This is a genomic window from Lysinibacillus sp. FSL R5-0849 (genome assembly GCF_038595075.1).
Classification (GTDB): domain Bacteria; phylum Bacillota; class Bacilli; order Bacillales_A; family Planococcaceae; genus Lysinibacillus; species Lysinibacillus fusiformis.
This window is the reverse complement of record NZ_CP152004.1, coordinates 3,061,776-3,081,900: the sequence shown is the minus strand read 5'-3', so window position 1 is coordinate 3,081,900 and position 20,125 is coordinate 3,061,776. Positions and strand designations below refer to the sequence as shown.

Annotated in this window: 19 protein-coding genes and 1 pseudogene; 15 read left to right on the top strand and 5 right to left on the bottom strand. The window is 36.1% G+C overall.

Going from position 1 to position 20,125, the window contains the following annotated elements; all coding sequences use genetic code 11:
* The first annotated feature begins 2 nt into the window (after positions 1 to 2).
* The 4 genes and pseudogenes from MKY80_RS15120 to MKY80_RS15105 all read left to right on the top strand — a co-directional run bounded on the left by MKY80_RS15120 (position 3) and on the right by MKY80_RS15105 (position 2,344).
* Complete coding sequence (locus MKY80_RS15120; RefSeq protein WP_043990478.1) at positions 3 to 866, top strand: metal ABC transporter permease; 864 nt, start codon at positions 3 to 5, stop codon at positions 864 to 866.
* Positions 863 to 1,291 (top strand): Fur family transcriptional regulator, encoded by a 429-nt coding sequence (locus tag MKY80_RS15115; RefSeq protein ID WP_008178397.1) that lies wholly within the window; start codon positions 863 to 865, stop codon positions 1,289 to 1,291. Before MKY80_RS15120 ends, MKY80_RS15115 begins: the two co-directional genes overlap by 4 nt.
* 74 nt (positions 1,292 to 1,365) lie before the next feature.
* Positions 1,366 to 1,862: pseudogene (locus MKY80_RS15110) on the top strand (IS1595 family transposase); the annotation flags it as partial.
* Between the two features lie 59 nt (positions 1,863 to 1,921).
* Positions 1,922 to 2,344 carry a hypothetical protein gene (locus MKY80_RS15105; protein WP_089986130.1) on the top strand — a complete coding sequence of 141 codons (423 nt, stop codon included), beginning with the start codon at positions 1,922 to 1,924 and terminating at the stop codon, positions 2,342 to 2,344.
* A 195-nt stretch (positions 2,345 to 2,539) separates the two neighbouring features.
* Here MKY80_RS15105 and MKY80_RS15100 read toward each other — a convergent pair whose 3' ends face one another.
* Both MKY80_RS15100 and serC read right to left on the bottom strand, forming a co-directional pair.
* The gene (locus tag MKY80_RS15100) at positions 2,540 to 2,875 is read right to left on the bottom strand and encodes a hypothetical protein (RefSeq protein WP_342530011.1); all 336 of its coding nucleotides are present in this window, start codon (positions 2,873 to 2,875) and stop codon (positions 2,540 to 2,542) included.
* Between the two features lie 267 nt (positions 2,876 to 3,142).
* Entirely contained in the window at positions 3,143 to 4,231 is a 1,089-nt protein-coding gene (serC, locus tag MKY80_RS15095) for a 3-phosphoserine/phosphohydroxythreonine transaminase (RefSeq protein ID WP_089986129.1), read from the bottom strand.
* A gap of 522 nt (positions 4,232 to 4,753) precedes the next feature.
* Between serC and MKY80_RS15090 the strand changes: the two genes are divergently transcribed.
* The 6 genes from MKY80_RS15090 (at position 4,754) to MKY80_RS15065 (ending at position 12,196) form a co-directional block, all read left to right on the top strand.
* Positions 4,754 to 5,290 carry a hydrolase gene (locus MKY80_RS15090; protein WP_090002531.1) on the top strand — a complete coding sequence of 179 codons (537 nt, stop codon included), beginning with the start codon at positions 4,754 to 4,756 and terminating at the stop codon, positions 5,288 to 5,290.
* Positions 5,291 to 5,561: 271 nt separating this feature from the next.
* Positions 5,562 to 6,623 (top strand): hypothetical protein, encoded by a 1,062-nt coding sequence (locus MKY80_RS15085; RefSeq protein WP_239355465.1) that lies wholly within the window; start codon positions 5,562 to 5,564, stop codon positions 6,621 to 6,623.
* On the top strand, positions 6,604 to 7,461 hold the full coding sequence (locus MKY80_RS15080; RefSeq protein WP_008178382.1) for a diguanylate cyclase: 858 nt from the start codon (positions 6,604 to 6,606) through the stop codon (positions 7,459 to 7,461). The genes MKY80_RS15085 and MKY80_RS15080 overlap by 20 nt, the downstream gene beginning before the upstream one ends.
* Entirely contained in the window at positions 7,451 to 8,893 is a 1,443-nt protein-coding gene (locus MKY80_RS15075) for a DUF2334 domain-containing protein (protein WP_342530009.1), read from the top strand. Before MKY80_RS15080 ends, MKY80_RS15075 begins: the two co-directional genes overlap by 11 nt.
* Positions 8,886 to 10,157, top strand: coding sequence for a glycosyltransferase (locus tag MKY80_RS15070; RefSeq protein ID WP_008178379.1), 1,272 nt, complete (start codon positions 8,886 to 8,888; stop codon positions 10,155 to 10,157). Before MKY80_RS15075 ends, MKY80_RS15070 begins: the two co-directional genes overlap by 8 nt.
* A complete protein-coding gene (locus tag MKY80_RS15065) occupies positions 10,157 to 12,196 on the top strand; it encodes a cellulose biosynthesis cyclic di-GMP-binding regulatory protein BcsB (RefSeq protein ID WP_089986126.1) in 2,040 nt (679 codons plus the stop codon). Before MKY80_RS15070 ends, MKY80_RS15065 begins: the two co-directional genes overlap by 1 nt.
* A gap of 185 nt (positions 12,197 to 12,381) precedes the next feature.
* Here the strand turns inward: MKY80_RS15065 and MKY80_RS15060 are convergent, their stop codons facing one another.
* Positions 12,382 to 12,894 carry a PCYCGC motif-containing (lipo)protein gene (locus tag MKY80_RS15060; protein WP_008178374.1) on the bottom strand — a complete coding sequence of 171 codons (513 nt, stop codon included), beginning with the start codon at positions 12,892 to 12,894 and terminating at the stop codon, positions 12,382 to 12,384.
* An 80-nt stretch (positions 12,895 to 12,974) separates the two neighbouring features.
* Positions 12,975 to 15,269 (bottom strand): YhgE/Pip domain-containing protein, encoded by a 2,295-nt coding sequence (locus MKY80_RS15055; protein ID WP_342530006.1) that lies wholly within the window; start codon positions 15,267 to 15,269, stop codon positions 12,975 to 12,977.
* 193 nt (positions 15,270 to 15,462) lie between these two features.
* Here MKY80_RS15055 and MKY80_RS15050 point away from each other — a divergent pair, with 193 nt between their 5' ends.
* From MKY80_RS15050 to cyoE, 5 genes are all read left to right on the top strand, one after another.
* Entirely contained in the window at positions 15,463 to 15,942 is a 480-nt protein-coding gene (locus MKY80_RS15050) for a thioredoxin family protein (RefSeq protein ID WP_008178370.1), read from the top strand.
* Positions 15,943 to 16,038: 96 nt separating this feature from the next.
* Entirely contained in the window at positions 16,039 to 16,740 is a 702-nt protein-coding gene (locus MKY80_RS15045) for an O-linked GlcNAc transferase (protein WP_089986124.1), read from the top strand.
* Between the two features lie 140 nt (positions 16,741 to 16,880).
* Complete coding sequence (locus tag MKY80_RS15040) at positions 16,881 to 17,438, top strand: hypothetical protein (protein ID WP_008178366.1); 558 nt, start codon at positions 16,881 to 16,883, stop codon at positions 17,436 to 17,438.
* A 39-nt stretch (positions 17,439 to 17,477) separates the two neighbouring features.
* Positions 17,478 to 18,128 (top strand): esterase, encoded by a 651-nt coding sequence (locus MKY80_RS15035; RefSeq protein ID WP_089986123.1) that lies wholly within the window; start codon positions 17,478 to 17,480, stop codon positions 18,126 to 18,128.
* A 280-nt stretch (positions 18,129 to 18,408) separates the two neighbouring features.
* The gene (cyoE, locus tag MKY80_RS15030; protein WP_036127120.1) at positions 18,409 to 19,359 is read left to right on the top strand and encodes a heme o synthase; all 951 of its coding nucleotides are present in this window, start codon (positions 18,409 to 18,411) and stop codon (positions 19,357 to 19,359) included.
* A 16-nt stretch (positions 19,360 to 19,375) separates the two neighbouring features.
* Here cyoE and MKY80_RS15025 read toward each other — a convergent pair whose 3' ends face one another.
* Positions 19,376 to 20,110: a metallophosphoesterase gene (locus MKY80_RS15025; RefSeq protein ID WP_008178362.1), complete on the bottom strand. Its 735-nt coding sequence runs from the start codon at positions 20,108 to 20,110 to the stop codon at positions 19,376 to 19,378.
* Between the last annotated feature and the right edge of the window lie 15 nt (positions 20,111 to 20,125).

Here is a 20,125-nt window from a genome sequence, read left to right as displayed (position 1 = left end):
CAATGATTGAAGCAATTTTACATTATGAATTTTTACAAAATGCCTTTTTCTCTGGATTATTAATAGGCATACTTGCCCCTCTATTAGGCGTGTTTATTGTAGTAAGAAGGTTATCGCTAATTGCGGATGCTTTGTCACATGTCACACTTGCTGGAATAGCAGGGAGCTTATATATTAGCCAATCTGTGACCGCCTTCGCTTTGCTCAACCCTATTTATCTAGGAATTTTAGCATCTGTTAGTGGTTCTATATTAATTGAGCGTCTAAGACGTTTATATAAGCACTATGAGGAGCTAGCTATACCGATCATTATGTCAGGCGGCATAGGCATAAGCGCTATCTTTATATCGCTTGCCAGCGGCTTTAGCACAGATTTAATGAGTTATCTGTTTGGCTCAGTATCTGCCGTATCACGCCAGGATCTATGGGTGGTGATTGGAATTGCTGGGGTAGTTATCCTCTTTTTGTTTTTATTTTTTAAGGAATTATTCGTTCTATCCTTTGATGAAGAATATGCAAAAGCAAGCGGCCTTCCAGCACGTTGGGTGCATTTATTGTTTATGATTGTGACGGCTCTTGTCATTGCTGCAAGTATGCGCATTGTAGGAATTTTACTTGTATCATCATTAATGACGTTACCTGTTGCAGCTGCAATGCGATTGGCAAAGGGCTTTAAGCAAACTATCTTTTATGCTATTGTTTTTGGAGAAACGGCAGTATTAATCGGCCTGATTAGTGCGTTTTATTTAGATTTAGCGCCAGGAGGTACGATTGTTGTCACTTCGATTTTAATATTGCTACTTGTGATCCTTGGAAAGAAAGTAGCATTTAAAATGGCTGCGAAGCAAGGGGAGGTAGCACAATGAATGTTTCAAGAGCGTGGGAAATTTTAAAAGAAAATGGTTATAAAAAAACGGATAAGCGGGAGTTAATATTAGATATGTTTGCTGCAACAGATAAATATCTAACAGCCCGTGATTTATTGGATGTTTTAAAAAAAGATTTTCCGGGGATGAGCTTTGATACCATTTATCGTAACCTTGCTACATTTGTGAAGCTAGGGATTTTAGAGGAAACAGAGCTATCTGGAGAACGTAATTTCCGAATGCACTGTGAATCTGCACATCATCACCATCATTTTATTTGTATGGATTGTGGCAATGTTAAAGAGCTCAACCTTTGTCCGATGGAAATGCTAGGAGAAAAGCTTCCCGACTATGAAATTGAAAATCATAAGTTTGAAATATATGGGAAATGCCCGGATTGTAAGCATGAAACTCTGTCACATTAAAAAATGGACAGAGTTTTTTTTATGTAAGGCTCTGTTAAAGAATAATGTTGAAAATTAATAACTTTTAAAAGCTTGGCGGTAAATCTAAGCATAGAGGGATAAGTAATGAACAAGTCTGTGTTCTTGTCGCTAGAGACCGAACTAAAGCGACCGTTTCAAAAGTAGCGTGTTTGGGGCGTGTGGTGAAAACAAAGGTTGATGGTATGATAGGCTCTAAATTATCGCCTAATAATGTACTTATTACAGATGCTTGGAGAGCCTATAAAACTTATGCAAATGAAAAAAGAATAGAGCATTATCGCATTAAATTAGACGATGAAAATTACGTTATTAAAGGTTTGTACCATATTCAAAAGTTAACGGACTTCATTCGCGTGTAAAGCATTGGATAAATCGTTTTAAAGGCGTAGCTACTAAATACCTTGATAATTACCTTGCTTGGTTCTTATATATAGATAGTCATAGTAACGAAAGTACAAAACACAATATCAAAGAATTTCTATTGACATCATTTATTTTTGAAATGACTGAAACCTATCGAAGCTTGCAGATATCGAAATTCAATGTGTAATATTTAATTAATTCTTAGGCAATTTACTTGAACAACTAAACAGCAGGGAGTTTATGAAAATGAGTATGGCAACTTATATTGGATTAAATTTTACAGTAAAACTAAATGAATATTATACAGAGGATGAGGTTGAAATAGATTATGTTTTCTCTAAAGAAAAAAATCGTAATGTAGTTAAGCAGAAGCATTTTACTACGCCCTATATTTATGAAGTATCTGAAAAAGGTCATCCTATTTGGGAGATGAATGAATATCAAAAGACTTATTCACCACACAACTACGAAAAATCCAAAATAACTTTTCTTTATTTATGTCACTTACTAAAAGGATTGCTTCCACAAGGCGATTTTTGTGAAGTTTTTATTTGTTGGTTAGGTGAAGAAGATGAAAAACGTGAGGATGAGTTGAAAATTAATTTAAATGACCTACAAATTGAAGCAATTGATATATATGAAAAATGCTTTATTCGAATAGAAAACTAAAGGCTCAACTCAAAATGAGCATAGCACTTTTTCTTATTAAACTTATTAAAGTAAGTAGTGTTAGTTGAATAAGAATGAGAAACCTCAACAAATCAGGTTCCCATAATAATTTTTAAAAAATCAACAATTAAATTTAACAGAGCCTTATGTAAAAGAAAGGGTAGTTCCAAATAGGATGTACCCTCTCTATTTTTATTAAGCTACTGCTACTTTACGAATCGCAACAATTTGATTGCAGTCTACAATTAAAGGAGAAGTAGCAGCCGCACCTGCTTCAAGGAAGTAAGCACAGCAATTGCGTGGATCGAAAGAAATGAAAGTCACACCTAAGAAGCTAATACCTCCAGATAAAAAGATATCTAGTCTAGTCGCAAGCTCTAATTTCCGTAATTGCTGACAAATACAGCCTCTACAGTTACTGCTCATTCTTGGTGTACATTTTTCTTCTTTACGTGGACAACATTTCTCTTCTTTTTTTGGACATTTACAGCCTTGCCAGTTCATCTGTGTTGTATATCGTCTATCTTCCATCGTCCAGACCTCCCTTCCTCTATTTTCGTAAGGGTATCCTTACAGTAATAATCTATGTTTGGTAAATAGATTGAGGCTGGTAATCTGTCCGATAGTCCGCTTAAAAATCTATATTTTTCTCAAAAGAATAGGCTATGTGCAAAGCCCTAAAAGAAAAATTTGCTATAAAAATTTTATAATGATAGTTGTATGGGGATAGATTATCATCGACAAACAAAAAAAGACGAGTCATTACAGAAACGTAAATCATCGTCATTTTTTATAAGATTATTGATGTTTTTGTTGGAAATCGACCATAAAGTCTCTTAAAGCTTCACAAGCCTCTAATGGCACAGCATTATATGTTGAAGCACGACAGCCGCCTACAGAACGATGGCCATTTAGCCCTACAAAGCCAGCTGCTTTTGCTTCCGCTAGGAATAGTTTTTCAAGTTCCTCATCGGCAACGCGGAATGTAATGTTCATAAGTGAACGGCTTTCTGGAGTTGCATGCCCCTTATAGAATCCATTGCTATTGTCAATAGCATCATAAATAATTTTAGCCTTTAATTCATTGTGCTTCTCAACTGCAGCGACTCCACCATTAGATTCTACCCATTTCAACACTTCACCTAGCATATAGATACCAAATGTAGGTGGTGTATTATATAAAGAATTACTATCAGCATGTGTTGTATATTTAAGCATTGTAGGGATATTTTTATTCGCTTTTTCAAGAAGATCTTTGCGAATAATGACAACTGTTACACCTGAAGGACCTAGGTTTTTTTGAGCACCTGCATAGATGAGTCCAAATTTTTGAATATCAATTGGTTTTGAAAGAATATCACTAGACATATCGGCCACTAAAGGTACATTTCCTGTATTTGGATAATCCTTCCACTGTGTACCGTAAATAGTATTATTAGAAGTGATGTGCACATAGGCATCATCCTCATTAAATTGAATGTCTGCTAGGGCAGGAATATGGCGGTATTGGTTCTCTTTTGTACTAGCAGCTTCCACAGGTGTACCGAAAAACTTTGCTTCCTTGAATGCCTTCTCAGACCAAGAGCCTGATAATACATAACTTGCTTTTTGATCAGTAGATAGGAAGTTCATTGGCACCATTGTAAATTGCAGGCTAGCCCCCCCTTGTAAAAATAAGACCTCGTAATTTTCTGGTATCGCATATAGCTTTTTCAATAAGGCGATAGCTTCGTTATGTACTTCGTCAAAAATGGCACTACGATGGCTCATTTCCATAATCGACATACCTGAGTCACGGAAGTCTACTAATTGTTGTTGAGCTTTTTCTAATACTTCTTGGGGCAGTGCAGATGGACCTGCGTTGAAATTGTATGCACGTTGTGTCAAAGTGGGTACACTCCTTGTTTGATTAATAAGTGAAATTTTTATCCAGTGGCTATAAACTGCTGAATATACATTGTCCTGATCGAGCTTTAATCGTCTAAGAGACATCATTAGCTATAGGACCATTAAAGCGGGATAACAGAACTTTACTGGATTATAACTTAATTTTCAAGAGAAAAAATAAAATTCTTAATATTTGAGCAGAATAGCGACAACCTCGCAACAAAATGTACACAATTAGCAGGAGTTTTTAATTCAAATACGAACGAAAAGTACAGTTTTATCAGGAATAAAGTTGGAATTTTCGTAATTGAAATAAATTTCATCCGTTACAATCCATTTAATGTTCGGATTTTAGTAGCTGCGGAAAAGGGCATGCTCGTGGAGATATGGAACGGCTAGAATATAAAATATAACGTTTATTTATGCAGACGATGAATCAATATGTACGATAGGATTTTAAATAAACCCATTTTAAAGTGAGCTTTTGTATAATAAATAAAGAATAGAAAAGGGGTGTTCACGATGTTTACAGTAGAAGAAGCTTGTTTAGTAGTCGTTGACGTGCAAGGAAAGCTAGCAACAATTGTTGATGAGAGTGAAGCAACGATTGCAAACATTGCTAAGCTGATACAAGCAATGCAAGCACTGGAAGTACCTATTTTATGGCTAGAACAAAATCCGAGTCGTTTAGGCGGTACAGCACTTGATATAGCACAACATCTTCAAGGACAAGCAATTGCTAAAATGGCTTTTAGTGCATGTGAGGAAGAGGAATTTGTGAAAGCGATGAAGGAAAGTGGACGTTCTCAATTTATTGTCACTGGTATTGAAACGCATATTTGTGTTTACCAAACAGCTATACAACTAAAGGAACAAGGATTTGAAGTTGAGGTAGTGGTAGATGCTGTTTCATCTCGAACAAAAGCAAATAAGGAAGTCGGATTAGCTAAGATGAGTGCCCTTGGTATTTATCCAACTAGTATGGAGATGATTTTATATGAGCTTTTGCAACGAGCAGACCATGAACATTTTAAAACAATTTTACAGCTTGTGAAGTAATAGACATAAATGACCCCATTGGTCCGTGTTCAAAAAAATAGTAATAACAATTTTTGCTTTAAATAGGAAATTACCAAAAAATATAGCTTTTATAGAATAAATCCGGGATGCCTGATGGGTCTATAGACCTTTTTTGGGCATCTTTTTTTATAAAGAATATTTAAAGTATGACTCTACTCATATAAAAGCTTAGCCTTTCTAATTATTGTATACTATAATATAAAATCGGGATTTCATAATAGAAAAATAACTATTAATGAGGAAGATGACGATGATAAAAAATTTTAAATGGTTTTTGTTAATAGTTAGTGTTGTTTTTCTTTTAATATGCTGTACAGAAAAAGAGGTAGCGTTACAAAAAGTGCCTGCTACTTCACCGACGGAACAATTTGTCATCGAAGATTTAATGAATGGAAAAGGTTTATTACGCACAGATATAGATACCCAAAAGGATGTGTTTTTATCTGAATCGGTTGGTTTATGGCTTGCCTATCTAGTAGAAAAAGATGATCAGGCACGTTTTGATGAACAAGTCGATGTCTTGAAATCGTATTTTTTGTCAAACGACTTTATTGTTTGGCGATTAGATGGTACTAAAAAAGCTTCTGTCAATGCACTGATTGATGATTTACGTATCATCCGTGTTTTACTGGATGCCAGTGAGAAATGGCATGATTCAGATTATGAACAATTGGGTAAACAAATTGGAGATAATTTGATTCAGTATGGGATGAATCAAGAACTGTTTGTCGATTATGTCGATGTTAATAGCCATGATAAAGCAACAGCTTTAACCATGAGCTATATTATGCCATCTGCTTTTTATGAAATGGAGCAGCATGGTCTATTATCCCAGCAACAAGTTCAACATCAGTTAGACATTTTACAAAATGCCCCAATAGCTGAGGCAGGATTTTTCCCAAAATATTTTGACCTTGCCACTAAAAGCTATGTGTTCGACGAGGAATTGCACATGATCGATCAATTATATACGGCCTATCATCTTGCTTCGATGGATGGGGACACAATGCCATTTAAAAACTGGCTATTAAACCTTTTGAAGAGAGACGGTAAACTCTATGGTCGTTACAGTGCCCAAACGAATCAACCGACCGTTAACTTTGAATCGCCAGCTGTTTATGCCATGGCAGCAAGATATATGCTGGCATTAAACGAACAGCAATTAGCTCAGCAATTCATGGAAAAGATGACAGCTCTAAAAGATCCTTCATCAGGCTATGTCGATAAACATACAAAGTCAACGCATAGTTTTGATAATTTACTACCACTATTAGCAGAAAGGGAGGTAGAAAATGCGTACCACAATAAATAGAAATAAAGCTATTTTGGGTTATGGAATATTACTTATTTTATTGTTACAATTACCAGCTTATTTTTTACTCCGTCAGGATGCTGAAGGCTTATTATTGTACTCCTTTTTAATGATTCTCATCGTACTTACACTTTGGAGAGGGACAGTATTTGGTCTTGTGAGTAGCCTCGTCTTTATTTTTATTACAGGCTCGACATTACTATATACAGGAATAGCAGGAGCTGTAATTTTTCTAAATCCTACTTTTTCCATGCAAATGTTTTTCGCCTACGGGATTCTACTATTGATCCTCATTCTTTGTGCTGGAAAGGTGCATGAATTAATGAGTGAACAGGGAAACTATTTAAAAAAACTGCAAGAGGATGTTAGAAATTATGTAGCCATTGATGTGGAAACAGGATTTGATAATGAAACGAGAATGCGTATAAGCGTCAATGAAGAAATGCGTAGGGCAGACCGACATAAACATACTTTTGTTTTTATGGTTTTAAAGCTTGAAAATTATGATAAATTCCAAAAGCTGTATGGTGCAAAAGAGGTACAGCATTTATGGCAACAGCTTTCCCAACGAATTCAACAAACGGTCAGACAAACGGATAAAAAGTTTCGGTTTCGTGAAAATCATATAGGGTTGTTGCTAATCGATACAACAGACCAGCATATGGAAGTCATTTATGACAAACTAGATCAAGCATTAAAAAATCATCAATTGGTCAATGGCAAATGGGTCACACTCAATTATAAAACAAGCTTTATGACCTATCGACCATTGATGGAAACAACATTTGATGAGCTTTTAACAGAATTGGAAAGAGAGATGAAAACAAGTGCGCTCTAAATACAACTTATGGTTCGCCATTGGAATGCTTTGTTTTTATACTTTCATATCAAGTGAGACAGCATTTGCTGCACAAGATGACAAAGACATAGCATTAATCTTTGTCACAAGTACTCAGCAACCAAATCGTGATGTTATAGCATTGCAAGAGATGCTTCAAGTATATACGTCCGTGGATGTTTTAGCGATTGAAGAAATAGAAGAGCAGATGCTGCAACGTTATAAACGGATTGTTATTTTTAACGCGTATCCAACAGTTATTCCTGAGAAGGCTTTAGCTGCTGTGAATCATTTTCAAGGTTCTGCGATTTTGATTGGTGAAAATGCTCTTCAATTCAGCCCATTTGCTAAATGGCAGCAAGGTCAAATAATTGAGCTCCGAACAATTGGGGAAGAAAGTTTAGACAACCCTGTAAGATGGAAAAGTGTATTACCATCTGCTGATTTCGAAGTCTTGAAAAGAGCCTCCTCAATGAATGAATCCTATCCTTTTGTTGTTAAAAAGAACAATTGGTCGTATATCGGAGATTTTGTGAATAGAGGAACCTTACAATATCAATGGCCTACCCTCATGGGCGATTTATTGCAATTACCCAAGCCTCAGTCACATCCAGCTTTTATTGTTGTATCAGATATTAATATGAAAACAGATGTGGGAAAGTTAGAAAAGGTAGTGAAGGCATTCACTAAAAATAGGGTGCCGATTGCACTTGAAGTAACACCTATATTAATGGATGAATATGAAAAAAATATATATTACTTACATGATAATAAAAAATTATTAAGTTATTTGCAAAAGCTACAAAATGAAGGTTATCCATTTATCCTTTCTTCCACTACTTCACCTGAAAATAATCTTGATTATTTAGCATTACGGAATATTTATCCATCTATAAGCCGTGATGAGAATAGCTTATTTAAAGGGAGTATCCCGGAAGATAGTCCATCATTATATATCACAAAAATGGACAACCGCACCATCTATCCAATGACAGTAGGGATCATTCCTGATACAGACAGCAATCCTTTATATACTGTCAAACGAAAAATAGACTTACTATTACAGGTTCCTAGTTCCATTATCGGTATTCAATATCCTGCTTATGTAAATTCTTCTTATGCTCAAGAACTTGTTGATGTGCTAAAAAGACATCCGCAAATAGAACTCATGAATTTCCGACAAACAAACCAACAAGTAAAGTCAGAGAATGTTTCCATCGTCCAACATAAAGATGGTGAACAGACCATTGACTTATCTTTTTCTAAAAAAGAGCGTTTAAAAATTTCATTTGATGAACGGCCATTCGAATTAATTTTATGGATCCTTGTCTTTGTTGTATCCTTGTTTGTTACATTATTTTTTATAAGTACCTTACGATTACGAATTACATTGCGTAAGAGATTATTTGAGGAGAGGAAGACAAATGGCTAATCTATTATTTTTTATTTCACTTTTCCTCATTTGGATTATGCTGCTCTACCACATGTTTTTAATGGAGGGGGGCTATTTACATTTCCGTTCATTTGAAAAACCAATCGATGAGTGGTCTAAAAAAATGACTCATGTACCCTCTGTCAGTGTTTTTATACCAGCTCATAATGAAGCACTCGTAATTGAGCAGACTTTACGGGCTATGTCTCGTTTGTATTATCCTAAAGATAAATTAGAGGTGATTGTCATTAATGATAATTCCTCTGATGAAACTGGTGATATTGCCAAGCAGTATGCTGAAAAATTTCCATTTATTCGAGTGATTGAAACCGTGGAGCCTAACAAAGGGAAGGGCAAATCTTCGGCATTAAACTCTGCGTTAGCTGATTCTACAGGGGACATTGTAGTGGTCTATGATGCAGATAATACACCTGAAAAAATGGCAGTTTGGTACTTAGTAATGGGTCTCATAAATGACCCAAAAGCTGCGGCCACTGTAGGGAAGTTTCGCGTCATTAATGCGACTGAAACTTGGTTGACAAGGTTTATTAATATAGAAACGATTTGCTTCCAGTGGATGGCTCAGGGTGGTCGTTGGAAATGGTTTAAGGTAGCAACCATTCCTGGTACTAATTTTGCCATTCGCCGTACAGTTTTAGAGCAGTTAGGTGGATGGGATGTAAAAGCATTAGCAGAGGACACAGAGCTGACTATCCGTGTTTATAACTTAGGCTATCATATTCGATTTTTCCCAAAGGCTATTACTTGGGAGCAGGAGCCCGAGACATTAAAAGTTTGGTGGAAACAACGAACAAGATGGGCAAGGGGCAATCAATATGTAGTTCTGAAGTTTTTAAGTCAATTTTTCACCTTAAAAAGAAAAAGTATTATATTTGATTTATTTTACTTCTTCTTTACGTATTTCTTATTTTTCTTTGGCGTTATTTTATCCAATGCTTTATTTATTATTAATTTATTTTATGACATTGGTTTGACCGTTGGCGATATTGCCCTTGTTTTATGGGTTTTAGCCTTTTTACTATTCTTAGGAGAAGTAATGATTACCTTAAGTATTGAAAAAACTGAAATGAATAGAAAGAATTTCTTATATGTCATTCTTATGTATTTTACGTATTCCCAAATGTGGATTGTACTAGTCGTATGGTCATTATTTTTAGAAATAAAGCGCATGTTTACTGGGCAAGAAGTGCAATGGTATAAAACAGAACGATTTTCAAAGCAAACAGATAAAGGAGCGGAATAATGAGAGCCAAATTTTTCTCTATACTTTTATTTTTTATAGGCTTTTTATGTATTACAAATGACGCTGTTGCGGCTACCATTACCGTAGATGATAAAACAATGGCGATAGAAGGCAATCAAAAGCAAAACAAGCCTTTATTATCACAGCCAATTGAATTACAGGGTCCATCCTCATCAAGAGATTTTTATTATAATCTAGTAGATGATGTGAAACAAAATGGCCAGCAGGCTACTTTTCAAATTCAACATTCAGAGCTACTTATAGCACCATCCTCGTTTACCGTGAAAGTGGATGATGTAGCGGTCAAAACGGTGCCATTGAAAGCAGATTTACTTAAGCAAACGATTGTCGTTAATCTTCCAAAAGAGGCTTTATTAAAAGGGACTCACAAGATTACTGCAAGTTTTTATGGAATTCTAAAAGAAGGTATTTGTGTGCCACCTGGTAATGCCGGTAATTGGTTACGTATCGATATACTATCTTCCATGTCAGCTTTTAGCGAGGAGAGCCAAGCATGGGCATTAACTAGTTATCCAACTGCATTTTTGAGTTATGAGGGATATGCAACAACAGTTATTTTACCAAAGCAAGCTTCTGAAGCAACTTTAAACAGTGGATACCAGCTCTCTGCTTATTTATCAGAGCATGGTGATACAAATGTTCAGATTAAACGTGAAGATGCGGTCAATCAAGTGTCTGGGCCTATTGTTATCTTAGGCGCACAAAAGGAATTTAGTACAAGCTTATTCAAAAATGTATTAGATAAAATCAATGTTAGTGACGACACCATGACATTATCTATGCAGGAATTACTTAATACAGATTCAAATGAACGGGTACCTATTTTGGCTGTGACTTCAACGAATGGGAAAGCGATTGAGGAACGATTATCCTTTTTAACAGAATCTAGATTATCCGGGCAATTAATAGGAAATACATTAGCCATTAAAGATTTACCGAAAATAGACAGTACTTCAGATTCAACCATTTCCTTTCAGCAGTTTGGCTTTGAAAACCAAACCTTGTCTAGCCAATTAACTATGACCCCACATTATTATGTGTCCTTGCCACAATTAGAGGCCAATAAGGAAGCGGTCATGCGATTAGTGTTAAAGAAATCAGCTAGTATACCAGACAATCATGATGATGATCGAAAACTTGAATTGATTGCCTATATCAATAATGTCCCACATTCGGTAGATTTACGAAAGCTAAAGCAAACTACTACAGATATGTATGAGGCTTTACTACCTATTCAAACTAATGTTCTTAATCAACAATCTATGACAGATATTCAATTTGAAGTAACAGGCTTTCAATTAGAGGACCCATGTGAAACAACGAATGAACGTTATTGGTTATATATAGATAGTGCTAGTTCTTTATCGATCACTAAAGATGCCACTGAACCAACCTTTACTTTACGTGATTTTCCGAATTCCTTTCATGATCATACATTAATGGTGATTCCTAATAATGAAAGCATGGATGATGTAAAGATGCTATCTATGTATAAGGCATTAATGATGAATGGCAAAATGGCCAATATCACACTTATGCAGGACAAAGATGTCACCGAAGAAGCTTTACAAAAGCATGCGGTCATTTTTATGGGAGACATGAAGCAGCTGAAATGGCTATCCAAAAATGCTAGCCAAATTCCAAATTCTTCTGAACAACTAATTCAACAAGGCTTTTTACCTGAGGCAATTGGTCAATATGCTTATATGACTAAAAACTTTTGGCAGAACACTCAGCCATTATTATGGATACAATCGTTTGAGAATGCCTCTATTAAAGGAGACTTTTATGCACACTTGAAAGAGACTGATTCACAAGCAGGTGCAGCAATTGAAACAAAAGAGGGGCAATTTGTCGTAGCAGTAGATCAAAACGTTAATAATACTGATGTGAAAACAGATAAAAAAGGTGAAATTTCATTGGTCCTAATTGCCGAATTTATAGGATTAATAATTGTCATTGCAGTGATCCTATATGTCATCCTTCGCAAAAGAAAGAAAAATCAAGTGCAACAATAAAAGCAAAGTCGCGTTAAGCGTAGGCAAGCTCATTGAATGTTGAGTTTGCCGTTTGCCTACAGTCTTTTTTTACAATGTGGTAACTTATATTGAGATTGACAGTGGTTTACCGAATATTGGAAATGAAAGAGAAGAAAAAATGACAAAATCCATCGAGAATGAACTTCTCGATGGATTTTGCTTTTTTATGCCGGCATATCAGTTGGTGTTGGTTTTGCATAGCCTTCTTTATAAGTTTCATCAATGATTTGGCGAATTTCTTTTAGACTCTTGCCATCCTGATGCATTTTAGCCGATTGTACAGCAATTTCTAAGCAGACTAAACAACGAGTACCGTGATCATCCCAGACGATGGATCCATCCTCACGTTTTTCCTGAATAAAGCAGTTTAAATTACTTTTATGACCAGAAGATTCGCCACATCCACAATAACATGGCATCCATTCAAGAATTTCTGTAGATTGTCCAGCAACTTGATAAACCAAGCGAATATTTTCTTGTTTACCCTCTAAAAACGTTGGAAGAACATTTGCTGAAGCTGTTTCTTCCTGAATATCGCCTGAAGCATGACTATCCCCTTCATGGGAAGTTTCACCTTCTGTAGCTACATGATCATTTTCAACATTTTTCTTATTTTCTCCACACGCACTTAATAACATTAACGCTAAAACAATAAAAATAGAAACCGTTTTCTTCAACAATAGCGCCTCCTACATGTTTACAATACTTCCATTATAACATCGCTCTCATAAACATTTACATGGAGCCTAGTTGAAAATCAATGAAATATATCTAAACCGCGTGTTTTGTTCATAAAATGTTCTATTTTCTCGCTCAGTAACTTTTTTAAGAAAAAGCCAAAGAGGATAAAGACGAACCAGAAACCAATTAAGAAGATGAGATCTACCCATACAGTTGACCAGATAATGCCTCCAACCGCCTCACGCATCATTTCAATGGCATACGTAAAAGGCAAAAATGGGTTAATGATTTGGAAGAACTTTGGCAATAATTCCACAGGATATGTCCCACCAGAGCCCGCAATTTGTAAAACAAGCATCACAATCGCTAAAGCTTTTCCAACATTTCCAAAGACCGAGACTAACGTATACACAACGGTTACAAATACTAAGCTAATCAAAAGTCCAAACAAGATAAAGTAAGCGGGCGCCTGAATAGAACCGTCAACTAAAAAGGTATCACCGATCGTAATGATGAGGGTTTGTATAATAGAAAAAGTTGCAAACGTTAGTAAGCGGCCAAAATAGATTTCACGGATACTATAAGGTGAATTTTCATGAAGATTTACGGATAATAGTGAAATTAATAATAAACAACCGACCCAAATGGATAGCACTGTGTAAAATGGTGTCATCGCTGTTCCGTAGTTGGCGATAGGGAAAATTCGATCTTCCTTTAGTTTAATGGGCTCTTCAAAGAAATCACGCTCGGCATTGACATCATTCTTTAATAATTGCACAATCTCTGAAATATCCGCTTCATTTTCTAAAGTTCGAAGTTTATTCGCTAGGTCCTTGATTTTTGTACTTAAAGTAGGGAACTCGCTTTGGATTTTCTGGAGAGCATTATTAGCCGTACCTAACGTATTTTTTGCCTGTGTCAATTTATCTGTTGCCTGAGGTATGAATTGTTTTACATCCGTCAACATGGCAGAAGCACTTGTTAATGTACTTTTAGCACTAGACAATGTTGAGCGAATTTGTGGCTCCAATTTATCGTTATAGTAGACCAAGAATTTTTGTAAATTAGCGGTAGCATTTTGTGCGATGTTTTGAATCGCTGTAATATCTTGTTGAATGACGTTTTTATCAATGGGCTGTAATTGTTCAATTTTTGTAAGGATATCTGCATGTAATGTATTTAATTGTTGCAAGTCTTTTAGAGCGTTTAAAGTTGAATCGGTAAAGGTCGGATTATTTTGCAGGGCATCACGTATAGCTGTAAGCTGTTCAATGATTTGTTCATTATCTTGGGCATTACTTTGCTGTAAAGATGCTATGATACGATCTAAGGAATCCTGCAACTGATTTCGGGTTAAAGTATCTGCTTGAATCAACTTCTGTAGCGCCTCAAGTGTTTGAATACTATGCGTTATGTTTTCTTTGGACGTCGACAATTGATTTTTTAATGCTTCTTTTGTTTGGGTGATAGAGGCTGAATCAAGATCAATGCTGTTGAGTTTATTCATAATATCTGTGAAGTGCTGCGCAATATTTTGGACAGTTTGTACATCCTTTTTAATAAGGGGAGATAGCTCATTAAACAGAGCATCTGCTTCATTCACAAGAGTTAGACCTTTTTGAATAGTAGTCAAACCATTTGTTGTTAATTGTTCTACTTGTGGAATTTGTGTGATCGCACGATTGAGTAATTGATCGGCATCCTTCCCTTGGCTAGAAGCCTGTGCTAAAAATGAATTGATATCAGGTAAATGCTGCTCTATAGTAAAGACATAGTTTTCAAATTTTCGAAAGTCAGGAATTTCACGTTCCATTTCAAGCCCAATAGTATTAAAAATGGAGAATAGCGTCCCGTTGACCGTTGATACAAATTCACTAGAAACCTGCTGGGTAAGGACACTTGCTCCTTTACTTGTTATTTTAGGGGCAATCGGATTCTTTTTTTCATTTACATAATAATAAATATGCGCTTTAGTTGGTTGCTCTGTCAGAATGGAGGTGAGCTTTTGCGAAAAGTCATTGGGAATAACGATCATGGCAAAATAATCTCCATTTTTCAAATGCTCCATGGCTTGCTGTTCGTTTTCAAGCTCCCAAGTAAAGCTTTCATTCGTTTTTAAATTCTCGATTACTTCATTTCCAACATTAATTGCTTCATTTCGAACGGTGGTTCCAGTATCCTCGTTGACAATAGCGATTTTCATATTGGATGTGTGGGCGTATGGGTCCATAGAGGCATAGATATTAAGCCAGGCGTAAAGTGAAGGAAGAAAAATCAATCCGCCCACAATGATAGCTACTACCCAGTTTGTGACAATGTTCCGGATATCCTTCGTATAAATTTGAAATACATGCTGAAACGAGTTTTTCATATAATCACCCCACGTTCAAATTTTGCATGAACTCTCAATATGTATGTTCCCAAATATACTTAAAATTATGTTATAAATGTGAAATATCTTTTTTTAAAGGCGAATTAGTTTACTAGGTTTTCAAAACAATTTATAATCAATCCGGATACACTAAAATTAGGATTTTAGTGTAAAAAAGGAGGTCACTATTCTAGTGAAAAAATTATTAATTATTGGTTCCGTTATTGTTGTATTATTTGCAGCAATTATTGTGCTTACCAATGTCTCAAACAAAAGTAAACTAGAGAGCGCAAACAACCCTTATGGCGATAAAAAGCTGAAACAAGAAACAATTGATCAATTAGATGACAAAAGCTATCAAAACATTATGTTACCAGATGAATTAGAGGCAAAGATTAAAGCAGGTGAACCTGTGAATGCGTATTTCTTCAGCCCGATTTGTGTACACTGTCAAGCATTTACACCTGAATTAATGCCAATTGCAGATGAACTGGGTGTCGACATTGCTCAATTGAATGTCTATGAATATGAAGATTTATGGGAGAAATATCATATTGAAGCAACACCAACGTTTATCCGTTTTGAAGATGGAAAAGAAGTGAACCGTTTTGTAGGGGCACTAAAAGAAGAGGACTTACGCAACTTCTTAAATACGGTAGTGTTAAAAAAATAATACTAAGGAGACTGTATCAACATTTTGATCAGTCTCTTTTTATGTTGTAGTGTATACTAAAAAGACTGAATAGCTATACACTGGAGGGATTTTTAAATGTCAATGGATGATTTTTTTTACAATGGCGAGCTAATGAAATGCTATGAAGCTGCAAAAATGGTGACAAATGAAGAGGAACTAGCCCTTGCGCAAAAATATATAATATTATTAGAAGAGTATGATTTCGCTCATTATCCAAAGCCGACTCTTTATGGAGAAATACAACATGCAGAACGTGCGGACGAAAGCTATCCAGAATCCGATGCGGTTGTAGGAATACGTGCGATCAAAGATGAAGAAGCATTTGCAATGAATATAAAGCAATTAGAAGAGGTAGCAAAGACAGGAACAGGTAATGAAAAAGCCCAATCCTTCTTTACTCAAGGAGAGCTGTTTTTATTCGCCCATCAATACAATGAAAGTGTCCATTGCTTTCAACAAGCCGTTAAGGAAAATCCAAATAAGGCCGTCTACTGGGGAATGACGGGCCAGACAATGCATCGCTTTGGCTGGATGCCTTTTGATGCGCTTGGTTATTTGGAGCAGGCGATCAATTTAGATCCAACTAACCCTCGTTGGAAATGGAATAAGGCATTAGTTCTTATTCAATTAGCCAAGGATTTGCAAATGGCACCGTTTATGGCGAATGCTGCAATCGCTTTGGAAGAGGCAGTAGTTTCCTGTGGTGAACATCAACGATCATTGAAAGATGCTATTCAAAATACGTTGGATACTATGGATAGCTATGTTTTCTCGTAATTCATTCAGGATGTCTTCCTTTACAAAGGGAGACATCCTTTTGTGAAATGTCTATAGAGAGGGCTTCGTTGCCATATTTCACAATCATGGTATGATAAGATAGAAAAAAATGATTTGTAGATATAAAGGACGGATTTTTTATGGCACAAGAAGTGGCAAATAAGTTTATTGAAAACGTATGTAATCATTTAGTTCGCAATATGAATATTACTAAGGTAGAAGAACATTTTAAAGAAACTATAGCAATGCAACGAAATTCAGCAACTTCGGCTGTTGATTTCTGGGATATGCTAATGATTAATATGCTCTACTTTACTGAGAATGAACAGGCATGGGAACAAGAATTCCTGAACATGCTAAACGCTAAAAAATGGGTAAAGCCCTCAACTTTAGAAGAGGAATTATTGATGCATCAGATGCGTATCCGACAACAAGTAGCAGAGCAAATGGATACTGTAAAGGAATTGTTCCATCAACAATATGAGACAGAAGGCATGACAGAGGAAGCGATCATCTACGACTATGCATATAGCTCTGCGGGGCATTCTATGCGTATGGATTTATTAACGGTTCTGGTGTCCACACCTGAGCAATCACAAATACTTTTTGACGCAGATCCACTAGAGACCATTCGTGTTGTCAATGGGTATATTGCTTACCATACAGATGGATTAATCAATAAAACAAAATTACTATAGCTTTGTTACAAAGATTGACTGTGAAAGGAATTTGAAGACATGAATACACCATTTACTTTTAAACATACACCACCTACTAATATGGACACTACAAAAAAATACCCTGCTATTTTTTTATTGCATGGTATGGGAAGTAATGAAGACGACTTACCACAATTAGTACAGGACTTTCAAGAACAATGTCATATATTTAGTTTGCGTGGACCCATTACACAAAAACCAGGTTATGCTTTCTTCACTATTCAAGAGGTAGGGCAACCGGATCGTGCTATCTTCGATAAAGTATTAGTGGCTTTACAACGATTTATATTAGAGGCAATTGACGAATATCAAGTTGATCCCCATAAAGTATTTTTATTAGGCTTTAGCCAGGGAGCCGTACTAGCACAATCACTGGCCTTTGTAATGGGGAATTTAGTGACGGGCATTGTCGCATTAAGCGGCTATACACCTAAATTTGTAACAGAGGAATATTCTATTCGCTCTGTTGAACATTTACAAGCCTTTATTTCTCATGGTGATTATGATTATGTTATTCCATCACAATGGGGAATGGAAAGCAAAGAGGTTTTTGAACAATTTGGGGCTACTGTGACATTTAAGCAATATCCAGATGGACATGGGGTAACACCAGATAATATGCGTGATTTAGTGGCATTTTTGGCCCAGCAACTTCAGGGAGATCTTTAATAATAGAAGCCGAGGCAAAATTCGCCTCGGCTTTTTACTTTTCTTGAATAGTAATGATAAGAATCGAGCAAGAAGGTTCAAATTCATGTCAGTCGGTGGTATCATAGAAGATGTTGTGAATGAGCGTACTTTACTAGATAAAAACATGTACTTTATGTGAACTTAGAGACAGAACAGAACTAAAAGGGGTAAAATAATAATTTGATGTGCTAGATGCAAATTTTGTCGCTTTCTATCGATTGTGGCGTGCAGAAATTATGGAGAAAAGGAATTAAGATGAATGGAACAAAATCTGAACTCGGAGCATAAACCGCAATCCTCCGGAACAACACGAGGGAAATCGTCTCGCTCTACTATTTTAGCGCAAACAGTCAAAACAGGAATTATCAAATCTAATTTAATACCAATGTGGGCTGGTTTAACGCTAGGGATGTACAAAAATAAAATGACGTTCATAGACAATATACCAGAAATGATTTTTTCAACAGTTGGTTCTGCCCTTGTCATTGGAGCAGCAGGGGCCTTTAATAATGTGTATGACCGTGATATCGATGCGATTATGCCTCGTACACAAAGCAGACCGACCGTCACTGGGGAAATGTCAGCAAAATCGACTCTATCATTAGCGATAGCTATGTTAATTATCGGATTAGCCGTCTTGGCGCTTGCGTCACCATTAGCAGCGGCATTTGGTTTACTAGGAGTATTTTTATATGTAGTCCCTTACACAATGTGGACAAAACGTCGTACGATTTATAATACAGAAATTGGTAGTATAAGTGGTGCAGTACCGCCATTAATTGGCTGGTCTGCCGTATCGACAGATATTACACATCCTGCAATACTTGGTTTATTTTTTGTGATGGTTATTTGGCAAATGCCGCATTTTTATGCCATTGCAATCCGCAAACGTGTAGATTATGAAGCGGCAAGTGTGCCAATGCTTCCTGTTGTTAAAGGTATGCGCCGTACGTATTATCAAACAAATTTCTATTTAATTTTATTAATTCTATCAAGCTTTTTATTTGGTTCCTTAAGTGTGGGAATTATGCTTGTCGCATTACTATTAAGTATTGCATGGCTAGTAATGAGTATATATGGCTATCATAGTAATAAAGATCAAGTGAAGTGGGCTACTAAAATGTTTGTTTTCTCACTATTCCATATGACCATATTATTCACAACAGTTATTGTGTACTCTTTAGTAGGTGTTATCTTCAAGTTATATTAATAGAAAAACCAACAAGTTAATCGTTACTTGTTGGTTTTTTATGTTCGACTGAGAATATTTGACGACTTGGCCATTCGAATGCGTGTAATTGTCCACCAAATACAGCACCACCATCAATACCGATAATATTGTTTTCACCAAAGTAGACACTGTAATCAGTTGGGTTATGGTGAAGTCTATACGTAGGTGTATGTCCAAAGATAACGGTTTTATCTCCTTGATAGCCTGCATGAAATTCTTCTCGGATCCATAGTAATTGCATGGGGTCTGTTTCTGACATCGCAACGCCTGGTATAACTCCACCATGTACAAATATAGCATCCTCTAATTCAATGTATGTTTCGAAGTTTTCAATTAATTGTAAATGCTCTTCTAGCTTTGGCAACGTTTTAATAAAGCTAGGCAATGTATGGCTAGCAATAGCATCCTCGAAATCGTTCAGCTGGTAGCCGTAGCTTGCTAATGTTGCATCCCCCCCACAAAGTCCTACCCAATGGTTCCATGGTTTAGCAAGGCCAGAACGGCATGCATTGAGCATGATGGCTTCATGGTTGCCGAGGAGAACTCGTGCTCCTTTTCCTTGTAATTCGCTCACTAAATTTAACACACCGCTTGAAGCTGGACCTCTGTCGATGTAATCACCGAGTAAAAAAAGTTGATCTTCATCTGGATTATAGTTTGCTTTTAGTAATAGTTCTTCAAAAAGCGCTAATTCTCCGTGTATATCACTTATTGCTAGAATTCGATTCATTTATGCGCATCCTTT